Origin of the sequence: Solidesulfovibrio carbinoliphilus subsp. oakridgensis (assembly GCF_000177215.2) — a bacterium.
Taxonomy (GTDB): domain Bacteria; phylum Desulfobacterota; class Desulfovibrionia; order Desulfovibrionales; family Desulfovibrionaceae; genus Solidesulfovibrio; species Solidesulfovibrio carbinoliphilus.
This window is the reverse complement of sequence record NZ_CM001368.1, coordinates 1,501,438-1,515,065: the sequence shown is the minus strand read 5'-3', so window position 1 is coordinate 1,515,065 and position 13,628 is coordinate 1,501,438. Positions and strand designations below refer to the sequence as shown.

13 protein-coding genes and 1 tRNA gene are annotated in these 13,628 nt (G+C 64.2%); 9 read left to right on the top strand and 5 right to left on the bottom strand.

Translation table 11 applies throughout. The annotated features are described in order from the left end of the window. The first annotated feature begins 70 nt into the window (after positions 1-70). Positions 71-147: transfer RNA gene (locus tag DFW101_RS06680), tRNA-Pro, on the top strand. 152 nt (positions 148-299) lie between these two features. On the opposite strand, the gene DFW101_RS06675 is transcribed toward DFW101_RS06680, so the two are convergent. After that, complete coding sequence (locus DFW101_RS06675) at positions 300-782, bottom strand: hypothetical protein (protein WP_009180747.1); 483 nt, start codon at positions 780-782, stop codon at positions 300-302. A gap of 130 nt (positions 783-912) precedes the next feature. Here DFW101_RS06675 and DFW101_RS06670 point away from each other — a divergent pair, with 130 nt between their 5' ends. The 4 genes from DFW101_RS06670 (at position 913) to DFW101_RS06655 (ending at position 3,670) form a co-directional block, all read left to right on the top strand. Further along, positions 913-1,170: an AbrB/MazE/SpoVT family DNA-binding domain-containing protein gene (locus DFW101_RS06670; RefSeq protein WP_009180746.1), complete on the top strand. Its 258-nt coding sequence runs from the start codon at positions 913-915 to the stop codon at positions 1,168-1,170. Beyond that, complete coding sequence (locus DFW101_RS06665; RefSeq protein ID WP_009180745.1) at positions 1,170-1,502, top strand: type II toxin-antitoxin system PemK/MazF family toxin; 333 nt, start codon at positions 1,170-1,172, stop codon at positions 1,500-1,502. The genes DFW101_RS06670 and DFW101_RS06665 overlap by 1 nt, the downstream gene beginning before the upstream one ends. A gap of 152 nt (positions 1,503-1,654) precedes the next feature. Next, the gene (locus DFW101_RS06660; RefSeq protein WP_009180744.1) at positions 1,655-2,668 is read left to right on the top strand and encodes a Fic family protein; all 1,014 of its coding nucleotides are present in this window, start codon (positions 1,655-1,657) and stop codon (positions 2,666-2,668) included. Positions 2,669-2,692: 24 nt separating this feature from the next. After that, positions 2,693-3,670 carry an SH3 domain-containing protein gene (locus DFW101_RS06655; protein WP_009180743.1) on the top strand — a complete coding sequence of 326 codons (978 nt, stop codon included), beginning with the start codon at positions 2,693-2,695 and terminating at the stop codon, positions 3,668-3,670. Positions 3,671-3,717: 47 nt separating this feature from the next. Here the strand turns inward: DFW101_RS06655 and DFW101_RS06650 are convergent, their stop codons facing one another. Together DFW101_RS06650 and DFW101_RS06645 are read right to left on the bottom strand one after the other, a co-directional pair. Beyond that, positions 3,718-6,336 (bottom strand): cation-translocating P-type ATPase, encoded by a 2,619-nt coding sequence (locus DFW101_RS06650; protein ID WP_009180742.1) that lies wholly within the window; start codon positions 6,334-6,336, stop codon positions 3,718-3,720. Positions 6,337-6,369: 33 nt separating this feature from the next. After that, positions 6,370-6,591 carry an alkylphosphonate utilization protein gene (locus DFW101_RS06645; protein ID WP_009180741.1) on the bottom strand — a complete coding sequence of 74 codons (222 nt, stop codon included), beginning with the start codon at positions 6,589-6,591 and terminating at the stop codon, positions 6,370-6,372. Between the two features lie 482 nt (positions 6,592-7,073). Here DFW101_RS06645 and DFW101_RS06640 point away from each other — a divergent pair, with 482 nt between their 5' ends. Beyond that, positions 7,074-7,493 carry a PaaI family thioesterase gene (locus DFW101_RS06640; protein ID WP_009180740.1) on the top strand — a complete coding sequence of 140 codons (420 nt, stop codon included), beginning with the start codon at positions 7,074-7,076 and terminating at the stop codon, positions 7,491-7,493. A gap of 17 nt (positions 7,494-7,510) precedes the next feature. Here DFW101_RS06640 and DFW101_RS06635 read toward each other — a convergent pair whose 3' ends face one another. Continuing rightward, a complete protein-coding gene (locus tag DFW101_RS06635; protein ID WP_009180739.1) occupies positions 7,511-8,194 on the bottom strand; it encodes a hypothetical protein in 684 nt (227 codons plus the stop codon). A gap of 159 nt (positions 8,195-8,353) precedes the next feature. Here DFW101_RS06635 and DFW101_RS06630 point away from each other — a divergent pair, with 159 nt between their 5' ends. Then, complete coding sequence (locus DFW101_RS06630) at positions 8,354-8,770, top strand: PPC domain-containing protein (protein WP_009180738.1); 417 nt, start codon at positions 8,354-8,356, stop codon at positions 8,768-8,770. A gap of 212 nt (positions 8,771-8,982) precedes the next feature. Here the strand turns inward: DFW101_RS06630 and purT are convergent, their stop codons facing one another. After that, entirely contained in the window at positions 8,983-10,164 is a 1,182-nt protein-coding gene (gene purT, locus DFW101_RS06625) for a formate-dependent phosphoribosylglycinamide formyltransferase (RefSeq protein WP_009180737.1), read from the bottom strand. A 227-nt stretch (positions 10,165-10,391) separates the two neighbouring features. Here purT and DFW101_RS06620 point away from each other — a divergent pair, with 227 nt between their 5' ends. After that, positions 10,392-11,009 carry a DUF2238 domain-containing protein gene (locus DFW101_RS06620; RefSeq protein WP_009180736.1) on the top strand — a complete coding sequence of 206 codons (618 nt, stop codon included), beginning with the start codon at positions 10,392-10,394 and terminating at the stop codon, positions 11,007-11,009. 188 nt (positions 11,010-11,197) lie between these two features. Continuing rightward, positions 11,198-13,432 (top strand): CRISPR-associated endonuclease Cas3'', encoded by a 2,235-nt coding sequence (locus DFW101_RS06615; RefSeq protein WP_009180735.1) that lies wholly within the window; start codon positions 11,198-11,200, stop codon positions 13,430-13,432. Positions 13,433-13,628: the final 196 nt, after the last annotated feature.

Below are 13,628 nucleotides of genomic sequence, written 5' to 3'. Positions count from 1 at the left end.
GGATCGAAAAATCCGCAAAATTTCGATTGACAAAATCCGGTCCCAAATCTAGGTTTCGGCTCCTTCGCGTCGGGATGTAGCGCAGTCTGGGAGCGCACCTGAATGGGGTTCAGGGGGTCGGAGGTTCAAATCCTCTCATCCCGACCAAAATTTCCCTAGAATTAGGGCCGGTTAACAGAAAGTTAGCTGGCCCTTTTTCTTTGGCTGTCAACCTCCTGGTGAACCTTGTGTAGCGCGACGCGTAGTTTTGTACACAACGACATTTAGTTTTGAAGATGGCCCGCCCCCCTGGCGGGGAATTAATCGAGGGGCGTGAGCCGCCATTTACTCGCCTGTTTTTCGTCGACCACGCCGTACTCCCCATTCTCGGTTTGGATGAGGTATTCTTTCGGCCCGACGCGGCGCGGGCGACCGATGCTGACGTAGTCCGAGGCACGTGGCGGCTTGTCTGCTGCCTCGATTTGCTGGGTGTCCAGGGACTCCCATACCTCGGCCAGGGACTCATATGTGGGGGCGTCCAACCACTCGCGCTCCCAGAACTCCTCCAAGGTGCATTTGGGCAGGGACCTAAGCCACTGCCAAGCGGCCTTGAGGTCTGCATAAAACCCCGATGACCCGTCGGAGAAATGGACGAACGGTCCGACTGCGGCGGGGGACACCCCGTCACCATCCACGCCGAGCAGCCCCAACCGGGACCCCGAGTGGTGGGGGCAGATCGACGGCATCCAGGCGACGTTCTGGATTTTGGAGGCTTCCATGGTCAAGGCCGCGAAGCCATTCAAATCGCGGTAGTCCTGAAACCAAGTAGAGGCGGGGAAAAATGCCTTCCAGGGATCGCGGGAGCGGCGTTCACCCCTTGCTATCTTCGTCTGTCGGCGTTATATTAAAATATAACTTTCTTGGAGGCGTCCTATGCACACCACCAACCTGCGAAAAGTCGGCGGCTCAGTAATGCTGGCCGTTCCACCCGCCATCCTCGACCTTCTCCATTTGCAGGTAGGGGCAACTGTCGGCTTGGCCGTGGACAACGGTCGTTTGATCGTCGAACCGGCACAGCGCCATCGCTACACCCTGGAAGAATTGCTCACCCAATGCGACCCCGCCGCCTCAACCAGCGAGGAAGACCAGGCATGGCTCGATGACAGGCCGGTCGGAAACGAGTTGCTGTAATGGAGCGGGGCGATATCTATCTGGTCTGCCTGGACCCGACCTCAGGCCACGAACAGCAGGGGACACGTCCCGTGTTGGTAGTATCTCCCTCGGCCTTCAATCGGCTGACGCGTACGCCCATTGTGGTACCGATCACAACCGGCGGGAACTTCGCCCGCACCGCTGGCTTTGCCGTGTCCCTGGACGGGGCTGGAACAAAGACGACAGGTGTTGTGCGTTGCGACCAGCCACGCGCCCTCGACTTGGCCTCGCGCCACGGACGCAAGTTGGAGAGTGTCCCGCCAGCGATCATCGATGATGTTCTGGCCAAGGTCGCAGTTCTGTTCGAGTAATGGAGGCTTCTTGTCCGACTTCGTCAGGGATAAGGGAGAGTTGACCAATTATACTGTTGCGATACGGTTCAGATCCGAGTGGCTTGTCCCCTTGAATTCAGATAGGATAGCATTGTTCTGATTCACAGGCATACACGCCGAAGGGGTACTTCATGAGCCAGCAGTACCAGCCGCCCTTTTCCATCACCCCGGCCATCGTCAACCTTGTCGGCCAGATCAGCGAAGCAGTGGGACGGTTGACCATTCTCACCGAGCGGGCCAAGTCGCTTCGGTTCCGGCGTATCAACCGCATCCGCACCATCAGAGGGTCGCTGGCTATCGAAGGGAACACGCTGAGTGAAGCGCAGATCACCGCTATCCTCGACGGGCAACGGGTCATCGCTTCTCCTCGGGAAGTCCAGGAGGTTCGCAACGCTCTCGCTGCCTATGACCGCTTCGATACCTGGAATCCTGGAGAGGAAAAGGACCTGCTGGAGGCCCATTGTATCCTGATGTCCGGTCTGATCGATGCGGCCGGAAGCTACCGGACTGGGGGCGTGGGTGTGATGGACGGTTCTCGTGTCATCCATATGGCTCCTCCGGCGGATCGAGTCCCTATGCTTATGGGCGACCTGCTCCGCTGGTTGAGTACCAGTGAAAACCATCCGCTGATCGCCAGTTCGGTCTTCCACTACGAATTTGAGTTCATCCATCCTTGCGCTGATGGGAACGGTCGCATGGGGCGGCTATGGCAGAGCCTGATTCTGGCCCGCTGGAGCCCCTTGTTTCCCGACATCCCCGTGGAAAGCTTGGTTTATGAGCATCAAGCCGAGTACTATCAGGCTTTGCAGGAAAGCACGCGGCAATCGGACTGTGCCCCTTTTATAGCGTTTATGCTCACGATGCTTCTCGAGACCATCGTCACCTCCACCCCCCAAGTCGCCCCCTCAGTCACCCCCCAAGTCGACCAACTGCTCCTGGCCATGGCGGGTGAAGTCTCCCGTGAGGAGTTGCAGGATATCCTCCGGTTGCAAGACCGGAAGTCTTTTCGGGAGCGATATCTTAGACCGGCCCTGGCGGATGGACTCATCGAGATGACCATTCGTGACAAGCCCAATAGCCGCCTGCAACGGTATCGTCTCACGCACAAGGGACGGCAGTGGCTGCAATTGCGTGGTGTCCGATAAAGTTACGTCCAGCGAGGAGGTTCCATGGCCCGTATGGCGTGTTTCGCTGCATCCCGCGCCCAGTCGCGCCGTTTGCTTCTGGTGGCGGGCAGTTGCGTTGCCGCGCTTTTGCTGACGACCTTCGCCTGGGGGCAGCCCCTGCGGCCGGGGCAGGTGGCGGTGAGCGTCGATAACGGGAACAATCTGCGCACGGCAGGTGGCCGGGACCATAAGACGGCCAGGATTCTCGGCACGCTTGACGCCGGCGATTGGGTGCGCGTTCTCGGCTTGGAAAACGCCTGGGCCGAGGTGGAGCGTTACGACGGCAAACGGGGTTTCGTGCATGTGAAATGCCTGGTTCCGGTCGAACAATATATCGCCGCGCAAAAAGATCCGGGAGAATTCCGTTGTTCCAGGGAGATGCCGCGTCGTTTCGAGGCGGACCTCGGGGGCGGGGCTGGTCGTGGCGTTGTCGCCCTGGAGGATGTTCCCGACCTCTTTGGCGGCGGGGCAAGAATTCGGGTGCTGTCCGCCTCGGGCGACACTCTCTGGCTGGGGCCTGTAGGCGACGTGTACGACGTGCGCGGGCCTGCGAACCCCCTGTATTTCTATTGCCACCACAGCGGCGTGTCCTGGCCGGAACTGGTCGGCAACCTCGACGGCGGCGCGCAGGTGGAAATACTGGCCCCCATCGGCCAGTCGGATGTCTCCGTCAGCGCGTTTAACCGCCTCCGCTGGAACGGGAAGGCCTTCGAACCGGTGTTTGCAGGCCGGTCCCTTGTGGAATCCCCCAAAGGCTCCGGGCGCTTCGTCTTTGAACGGTACGAGGGGAATAGCCTCGGGGTCCGCTGGGTCATGGCGTTCGTCAAGTGGCGCGGCCCGGGGGAAGCGGAGGCGGCGATAGACGAATATGTTCAAAAGGGGGACGGTACGGAATTGCTGGTCGGCAAGGCCGTCCTGCGCTTCACGCCTGAAGGGGCACGGCTTGTGAACTGGATCGAACCCCTGCGCGCCGCCCCATGACAGGGGCGTGGCGATGCCGGGCCTTCTCTCACACGGTTGTGGGGCTTTCAGGAGCCCTTCTTCAGGAAGGGACGGGGGAGATGCCTATTTCCGCGCAGGAGTTTGTACGCTTCGAACCACCCGACGCTCGCCACGCCGGCCAGCAGGCAAAGGCCGAGGTCCAGGGGCCGCAGGGAATGCAGGTGAAGCAGGCTGCGAAGCAGGGGAACATGGAGCACCAGGCCCAGCATCGCCGTTGCCCCGCCGAGTATCCACCACAGCACCGCGTTCGGTTCCTTGAACATGGCGACGATGGTGCGGCTCCAGGATCGGTTGGTCATGATCAGCGCCAGATTTGCGAGGACCAGTGTGGCAAAGACAAAGGAGCGCCGGGAGTTCTCCTGGGGCTGGCCGAGCACATCCGCCATCCGGAACATGAGCAAGACCGCGGCCAGCACGAAGCCTCCCTGCAGCAAACTGATGCCCAACACCCGCGTGTTGAAGAGCCCCTCGTCCGGCCGGCGCGGCGGGCGACGCATGATGTCCTTTTCGGCGCCCTCGGCCTCGAAGAGGAGCGAACAGGCCGGGTCGATGATGAGCTCAAGAAACACGATGTGCACCGGCAGCAGCATGAGCGGCAGATCTGCAAAGAATACCGGGACAATGGAAAGCCCGGCGATGGGCACGTGGATGGCCAGGGTGTAGCCTGCGGCCTTCTTGATGTTGTCATAGATGCGGCGGCCCAGGCGGATGGCGTTCACGATGGAGGAGAAGTCGTCATCGAGCAGGATCAGGGCCGAGGCCTCCCGGGCCACGTCCGTGCCGCGTCCGCCCATGGCAATGCCGATGTGCGCGGCTTTGAGGGCCGGGGCATCGTTCACGCCGTCTCCTGTCATGGCCACAATCTCGCCGTTGGCCTTGAGGGCGTTCACGAGGCGCAGCTTCTGCTCTGGCACCACCCGGGCGAACACGTCGACATCCGGTATGCGCCGCGCAAGCTCCTCGTCGTTCATGGCCTCCAGCTCCGGTCCGGTGAGGACCCCGGTGTCCTCCCCCTGGGGGGCGCGCAGCCCGATCTGTCCGGCAATGCTCCGGGCGGTCGCCGGGTGATCGCCGGTGATCATGATCACCCGGATGCCCGCCGTGTGGCATTCCTGAATCGTTGCCGGAACGGTGGGACGAATGGGATCCTCCAGGCCGACGAGCCCGAGGAATTCGAAGGCGAAATCCTGCTGCCGGCCGGGCAAAGGGGCGGGGGAAAGCGTTCCCTGGGGCCAGAGGGCCCGCGCAACGCCGAGCACGCGCAACCCTTCCCCTGCCATCGCGTCGACCTGGGCGGTCATGGCGGCGGTCCGCCTGGCATCGAGGTGGCACAGCTTGGCGATGGCTTCCGGGGCACCCTTGGTGGCAACCACGAGACCCTCTTTCCCTGTCGCGCGCCAGACATGGGACAAGGCCAGCAACTCCGGAGACACGGGGTAGTCGCGCACCATTTCCCACTGCTCGTGCCAATGCTCGGTCTGGCGCAAGTGGTCGTCGCCCAGTTGGCGCAACGCACGCTCCATGGGGTCGAAGATCTCCTTCTTGCTGGCCAGCACCCCGTATTCCAGGAGCGCGTGGAAAACCTCCGGCAGCGTTGCGCCTTCCCGGGCAACAAAGGTCTGGTCTCCTGCCTGAAGCTGGCGGACGGCCATCCGGTTGCGGGTGAGGGTGCCCGTCTTGTCCGTGCACAGCACGGTCGCCGAACCCAGCGTTTCTATGGCAGGCATGCGCCGGGTGAGCACACGGCTGCGGGAGATTCGCCAAGCCCCCAGGGCCATGAAGATGGTCAGGATGACCGCGAACTCCTCCGGGAGCACGGACATGGCCATGGCGATGCCCGCCAGCACGGCCTGGCCCCAGCTCTGCGGCGTGTTGCCGCGTGTCAGGCCGTAGGCCGCGATGACCACGGCGCAAAGGGCCAGTCCCAGGGCTGTCAGCCGCCTGACCACGCGGCCCGTCTCGCTCTGCAGCGGCGTCTTCGCCGGCTCGATGGACTGGAGCGCCTTGCCGATCTTGCCAAGCTCCGTACGCGCGCCTGTGGCCACCACCTCGGCCAGACCCTGCCCCCCGGTGACGAGCGAACCCGAAAAGACTTCCGGCCGGTCCCCCCCGCCGGGCTGGCCGGCCTCCGTGACCGTCCGGGAGCTTGATTTCCTCACAGGCAGGGACTCGCCCGTGAGCAGGGATTCGTCGGCAAACAGATTGAGGGCGTGGCGCAGCACCGCATCCGCCGGCACACGGTCGCCTTCCCCGAGCAGGACCAGATCGCCCCGGACCACCTCGCGTCCGGCGATGCGCCGTTGCTGGCCGTCGCGAATGACCAGGGCGCGGGGACTGGAGAGGTCGCGTAGCGCCTCCAGGGCTCGTTCCGTACGGCGTTCCTGGATGACGGTGATGCCCATGACCACAAAGACGAAACCCAAAAGCAGGAGCGCGTCCGACAGTTCGCCCATGAGCAGGTACAGACTGCCGCAACCGACCAGGAGCAGGAACATCGGCTCGCGCATCACCTCCAGGGTGATGGAGGTCACACCACGCCTGGCGCCCTGGGGCATCTCGTTGAAGCCCTCGATCCGCTGCCGGTGGACGGCCTCGGCTTCGCTCAGGCCCGTGGCCCTGGCGGGATCAAATGGGGTGGGCTCCATGGGGGGGCTGTCCGGTGGAATCCCGGCCGGAAGCTAGGCTTTTTTCAAGAAGCAGGTTTTGAGCACCAGCCCCTTGACCTTGTCGGCGTTGCACTCGATTTCCGCCGGGTTGTCGGTGAGGCGGATGTTTTTGATCAGCGTCCCGCGTTTCAGGGTCACGGAAGAGCCCTTGACCTTCAAATCCTTGGTGAGCGTGACGTTGTCGCCGTCCTTCAGAATGGTGCCGTTGCTGTCCTTTGCGATCACGTCGTCCATAGGATGACTTCTCCGGTTGCTGTTTGAAAGAAATGTCGGGGCCCGAAGCCCGACTCGTACAGGCTCGCCCGCTTCGGGGCAAGTCGCCTCGCCCTTGTCCGTGGGCAGCGGCGAGGGCGGCAGGTCAACCCCCGGTAGCCAGGCGATCCTCGAGGGCCTGGGCGGCCACGAACGCCCGGACCTTTTCAGGAAGCCATTCGCTCCGCCGGGGACTGCGAACGGCAGCTTGGCGGGGGAGGGGGGGCTTTTGATCGGGGGATGGCCAGGCCGGCTGGACCGGCAAGAGATGGCATAACGGACTCCTCGGGGGCTCTCGGGGTTGGCGCTGTAATGCGCTAATATATATTGATGTTTTATTCTTTGCCAGGCAGGCCATGGCGGGGGTCTGTTGTCAGACCAGCAAAAATAAATAATGATTGCGGCAGATAGATTTGGGACCTGCCCGAGGGGCGGGGGGCTGATTCGAATATCGAGGTGGTATCGTGGACTTTCAGGTGCTGGCCGATCTGATCGAGAATGGGCTGCCGTTTCAGAAGCTGCTCGGCATCCGCGTGGCCGGGATCGAGGAGGGCCGGGTCAGGCTTTTCATCCCCTTCCGCGAGGACCTCATCGGCGATGCCCGCCGACCGGCCATTCATGGCGGCGTCATTTCCACGCTGGCCGACGTCTGTGCCGGGTTTGCCGTCTGGACCCGTTGCCGCCTCGACGACCGCATCGCCACCATCGACCTGCGAGTCGATTATTTGCGGCCGGCCACGGCCCAGGACCTCTATGCCGAGGCCACGGTGCGCCTGCTCGGCAACCGGGTGGGCAACGCCCAGGTGGTGCTGTGGTCGGACGGAAGCCCGCAGGAGCATGTGGCCGAGGGGCGCGGGGTGTACAATATCCGGCGCAGCCAGTGACCAGGGCGAATGGACCTTCATCCGGCTGGAATCTTCTGGCGCAGGGAGGCCAGGATGGCCGTGAAATCGGCGTACCACGCGTTGGCAGACGGCCCAAGACGACCGGCCTTGGCCGCCTCGTGAAAGCGTTTGAACAGGTCCGGCCCGGGATGTTTCCAGACCGCGGCCGCTCCGCAATTGGCCTTGTCGTGACCGAAAAAGACGGGATTTTCCCTGACGATGGCCGCAGGGGGGAGGCTCAGGCGGAGGGTGATCCGCCGATCGGCCGTGAAAAAAACGGCAACCATGGCGAAACGCAGGTCGCAGACCTCAAACTCGCTGTACTCGGGATAGATGACGGCGGAGCCGCCGGTTGGGAGGGGCACGACCTCGGCCAGCCCGGCTTCGCCACCCCCTCCGTCGGCCACCTGGGCCTGGCCTGCGGCCAGGGCCGCTCGCTGGGCCAGGACCTCGGCCCTGGTGACGACGCCGTTTCGGGGGAAGGCTTGCAGGGCTTCCACGGTCACAGACAGCGTCGCATCGCCGGGATGGGCGGGCTTTCCCGGAAAGACAGCGATGTCCGGGGCCACGCGAAGGGTGAGACCCGTGCCCGGGATGGAAACGTCCCGCGTCTCCCCGCCGCCCGCCCCTTGGGCTGGAACAGTCGCCAGCAGACAGCATAAGGCCGCCACAGGAAGCCAGCAGGATGGGCTACGGAACATGACGACCTCCTCGCCAGATTGATCGGGCAAGGACCATGATAGGGGGGAAATGCTCCACAAATCCAGACAAATATTCCCCGTGTCTCAATGGCCCGTCGCCATCGGCACCGATACGGCGGCGTGTACCATGGCAGTGCATCTTTTACGGAAGGAACCCTCATGAACCTTGCTCGCTCGATTTGCGCAATGACTTTTGCCGTTGTTGCGCTCTGCCCGGCCGGCCTCCTTTCCCCCAATGCCCTTCAAGCCAAGGACATGAAACCGATCGCCTTCGCCACCGGAGCCAACAGCGCCAGCTTCAAGGGCGATATTGAGGGGATGGATCGGGACATCTACCCCGTTACCGCCAAGGCCGGGCAGACCATGAAGGTCACCGTCACCAACAAGCTGAAGCTCGTGCTTTTCCACCTCCAGTTGCCTGGCAAGGCAGGGAAGTACCTGCCCGGAGCCGGTGAGGACGATGACGCGACCACGTGGCAAGGAACCTTGCCGGAAAGTGGAACGTACAAGATCATTGTCGGGGCGATGCGCGGAAAAGACACCACCTACACCCTGGACGTGGCGATTACGAACTGACCGGCGCCGAGCGTTGCCGGGCGATCTGCCGGGGGTGGCGAAAACGCCCTGTCCACCGGACAGGCAGGCCCCCGGGAGGCGCCTCCAGGGAGCCAAGACCTCTGGCGCGTTGCGCAAATCCGCCGCGGCCGGGAGGAGGGGGCGCGAGGCCCGTGGACCGTGGGCCGGGCCAAACGGCGGGTCCTCCCCGGCCGCCGGGCCCGGCGAGGCCTCTACAGGGTGACCCGGACTTTCGAGGCCGTGGCAATGGCCTTGCGCCTGGCGTCCTCCACGTCGTTGCCAAGGGCGAGCGCCACGCCCATGCGGCGAAGGCCGTGCACCTGGGGCTTGCCGAAAAGCCGAATGGCCGTGTCGGGCTCGGCCAGGGCTTCCGGGGCGATGTCGTAGCCCGGGGCCGTGGAGTCGCCTTCGGCCAGGATGACGCGGGAGGCGGCCGGCCCGTACTGGCGGATGGCCGGGATGGGCAGGCCCAGGATGGCCCGGACGTGCAGGGCGAATTCGGACAGGTCCTGGGAAATGAGCGTGACCATGCCCGTGTCGTGGGGCCGGGGCGACACTTCCGAGAAGAGCACCGTCTCGCCTTTGACAAAGAGCTCCACGCCGAAAAGCCCCCGTCCGCCAAGGGCCGCGGTGACGGCCTGGGCCATGCGCCGGGCCTCGGCCAGGGCGGCTTCGCCCATGGGATGGGGCTGCCAGGATTCGCGGTAATCCCCTTTCTCCTGCCGGTGGCCGATGGGCGCGCAAAAGCTGGTGCCCCCGGCGTGCCGGACGGTCAGGAGCGTGATCTCGTAATCGAAGTCCACAAACCCTTCCACGATGACCCGGCCCGCCCCGGCCCGTCCGGCCGTCTGGGCGTACTCCCAGGATTTTTCGGCCTCGGCCTCGTTTCGGGCCACGCTTTGCCCCTTGCCGGAAGAGGACATGACCGGCTTTATGACGCAGGGGAAGCCGACCGTCCGGCAGGCGGCCAGGAATTCCTCTTTCGTGCCGGCGAAACGGTAGGGCGAGGTCGCAAGGCCCAATTCCTCGGCGGCGAGCCGGCGGATGCCTTCGCGGTCCATGGTCAGCCGGGCGGCCCGGGCCGTCGGCACCACGGTTGTGCCTTCGGCTTCGAGGGCGAGCAGTTCCTCGGTGGCGATGGCCTCGATTTCCGGCACCACGAAGTCCGGCTTTTCGGTTTCGATGATCCGGCGCAGGGCGGCGGCGTCGAGCATGCTGACGACGTGGGCGCGGTGCGCGACCTGCATGGCCGGGGCATTGGGGTAACGGTCCACGGCGATGACCTCGACGCCCAGTCGCTGGGCCTCGATGGCCACTTCCTTGCCGAGTTCGCCGGAGCCGAGCAGCAGGAGCCGGGTCGCGGACCCGGTGAGCGGCGTGCCGATGTTCGCCATGAAAACCTCCTTGGCAGGCGGATAACGGGAGGGGCGAAGGTACAGGGGAGGAGCCGCCAGGACAAGCCTTTCAGGAAGGACCGGCGGCCTTTGCCTCGCCTGTGCCGGGGCGTCCCGTCCGGAATCCGGTCCCTTGGGCGCGGATGACCGGGGGCGATGCGCCCCAAGGGGCGGTACGGGAGCCACTCCTGGCGCTTCCATGAAAAAGGGGATATCGTCGAGCCAATATGAACGCCCGATTCCCGCAAATTCTCGGACTCCTGTTTGCAGGCTTCTTCACGGTCCTGGCGATAGCGCCTGTCTCCAGGGAGGTCTGGTGGGCGGAGAATATTCCGGTCATGGGGATGTTTTTGCTCCTGGCCTTCACCTACCGGAAATTTCGCTATTCCAATCTGGCCTATGCGATGATGGCCGTCTGGCTGTTTTTGCACACCATCGGCGGGCATTATACGTTCGCCAACGTCCCGTTCAGCTGGGTCACCAACCTTTTCGGCTTCGAACGCAACCATTTTGACCGGGTCGCCCACTTTGCTGTCGGATTTTACGCTTTTCCTCTCGCCGAGTTGCTGTGGCGAAAACGTCTCGCCCATCCGGCGGTCCTTCTCCTTTTCGGCCTGACGGCCATCATGGCCGTGGCCTGCGCCTACGAAATCATCGAATGGGGCTATGCGGTCCTGGAAGGGGGCGAGGCGGGCGTGGAGTTTCTGGGCAGCCAGGGAGACCCCTGGGATGCGCAGAAGGATATGCTGGCCGACACCCTGGGCGCCGTTTTCGCCATGATGGTTTTTACCATCAAGCAGGGTTGGCACCGGAAAAAGGTTTCTTGGACTGGATTCCCCCGCTGATTCCCCCCTGCTAATCGGAAGGCCTTTCCGTATGGGGCGGCCCTGTACCGCCCGACTCCCGGTGTCTGCCTGGCTCTGGCCGGCGACGGAAGGGATCGATTATCCTTGCCATAAAATGAGTCATACTATATTAAATAGGAAAACTTGTTTTGGCGTTGGCCCTGATCGGGCGGCGCGCGGGAGGCGGGATGGGAAAGAAAGCAGCATCGGACGGGCCGTGGTTCGCCCACAGCCGGGAAGGGCAGCCCCAGTCGGCGTGGCAGGGGTTGGCGGCGCATTTGCACGGCGTGGGCGCTCTGGCCCGGGACTTTGCCGATCGGTTCGGCGCGGGGGAGTGGGGCGCGTTGGCCGGACTCTTCCACGACGCCGGCAAGTACACCGAGGCCTTCCAGCGGCGGCTGGCCGGGGACGGCCAGCGGGTCGACCATTCCTCGGCCGGGGCCCGGCTGGCCGTGGACCGCTTCAAGGGGCCGGGCAAGCTCCTCGCCTACTGCATCGCCGGCCACCATGCCGGGCTGCCTGACGGGCGGGACAACGACCTCGCCTGTCTGGCGGCGCGGCTCAAGGCCGCCCTCGTGCCCGAGCCGGCCCGAACCCTGGCCGACAGCAGGCAGGCGCCCGAAGCCTTTCCCTTCACCCCGGCCCTCGGCCGCACCGGTTTTCAATGCGCCTTTTTCATCCGCATGCTCTATTCCTGCTTGGTCGATGCGGATTTTCTCGATACCGAAGCCTTTCTGGACCGGGAGAAACACGCCCATCGCGGCGGCTATCCGACGCTGGAAACCATGCGGGAGCGTCTGACCGCCCATCTGGCCCAATTTGCCGCCAAGGCCGAGCCTTCGCCCGTCGATCCCTGGCGGGCCAAGGTGCTCGGCTGGTGTCTGGGGGCGGCCGGGGACGCGCCGGGCCTTTTTTCGCTCACCGTGCCGACCGGCGGCGGCAAAACCCTGTCGTCGCTGGCCTTTGCCCTCAACCACGCCATTACCCATGACCGTAAACAGGTCATCTACGTCATTCCCTATACCAGCATCATCGAGCAGAACGCCGACGTGTTCCGGTCGGCCGTCGGGCCGGAAGCGGTGGTGGAGCATCACAGCAATTACGATCCCAAGCGTCGGACAGATAAGGACGCGGCCGAACCCGCCGGCGACGAGGGCCTTGGCCGGCGTCACGAACTGGCCGCCGAGAACTGGGACGCGCCCCTTGTCGTCACCACCAGCGTGCAGTTTTTCGAATCGCTTTTCGCCCACCGCTCCTCACGCTGCCGCAAGCTCCACAACATCGCCAAGAGCGTGGTCATCCTGGACGAGGCGCAGATGCTGCCGCCGACCTTGCTGCGGCCGTGCCTCGAGGCCCTTCGCGAGCTTTCCGAGAGCTATGGCACGACGGTGGTTCTATGCACGGCCACCCAGCCGGCGCTCACCCGGCGCGAGGGATTTGCCTTCGGCCTGGAGCCGCCCCGCGAGATCGTGGCCGACGTGCCCGGGCTTTTCGCGGCCTTGAAACGGACCCGCGTCGCCCATCTGGGCAAGCTCACCGACGACGAACTCGTCAAGCGGCTGCGGGAGCACGAGCAGGTCCTGTGCGTGGTCAACACCCGGGCCCATGCCCGGCGGCTCCACGGCCTGCTTGGGCCGGGGGCGGGGGTCTTTCATCTGAGCGCCAGCATGTGTCCGGCCCATCGCTCCGAGAAGCTGGCGGCCATCCGGGCGGCGCTCAAGGCGGGGCAGCCGTGCCGGGTGGTCAGCACCCAGCTCATCGAGTGCGGCGTGGATGTGAGTTTTCCGGCAGTCTATCGGGCCGAGGCCGGGGTGGACAGCGTGGCCCAGGCGGCCGGGCGCTGCAACCGCGAAGGGGAGCTGGCCGAGGGCGTGGTCTATGTTTTCGAGGCCGAAGCCGCGCCGCCGGCCGGAGAGCTGCGCCGGGCGGCCGAGGAGGGGCATGTGGTGCTGCGGGCCTTTGCCGATCCGTTGTCGCCGGAGGCGGTTGCGGCCTATTTCGAGGCGCTTTACTGGCGCGTCGGCCCGGACGGCCTGGACAAGAAAAACGACCGGATCGCGGGAATCTTCGCCGCCCTGCACGCCGGGGCCAATACCCTCGATTTTCCGTTTCGCCAGGTGGCTCACGAGTTCCAGATGATCGAGAGCGCGTGCGAACCGGTCATCATCCCCTGGGGCCAGGCGGGGGAGGCCATTGTCCGGGGGCTCGAACACGCCGAGCATACCGGCGGTCTGGCCCGCAGCGCCCAGCGCTACACGGTGCAGGTACCGGCCCGGGTGCGGGCGGCGCTGGTGGCGGCCGGCGACGTGGAATGCGTGCAAGAGCGATTTTATGTGCTGCGCCGGATGTCGCGCTACGACGACGAAGAGGGCTTGTCCGGCGACGCGGCCGGCGTTTTTCGGGGCGAGGACTGGATAGCGTGACAACGCGGTCCCCTCTGCCGCTTCGGCCGGCGGGGGGGCTTAGTGTCTCATATCGTTTGTCTGTTTTATTTATGCAAATGTTTATTTTCTTGTTGATTTAAAATTCAGTTAATGTTAAATAAAGAACGACTTTCAGGTGAGTCTCGTCGCAAAAAGCGGCGAGAGCTGCCGGAAAGCGGATTGAAACAGTTATTGT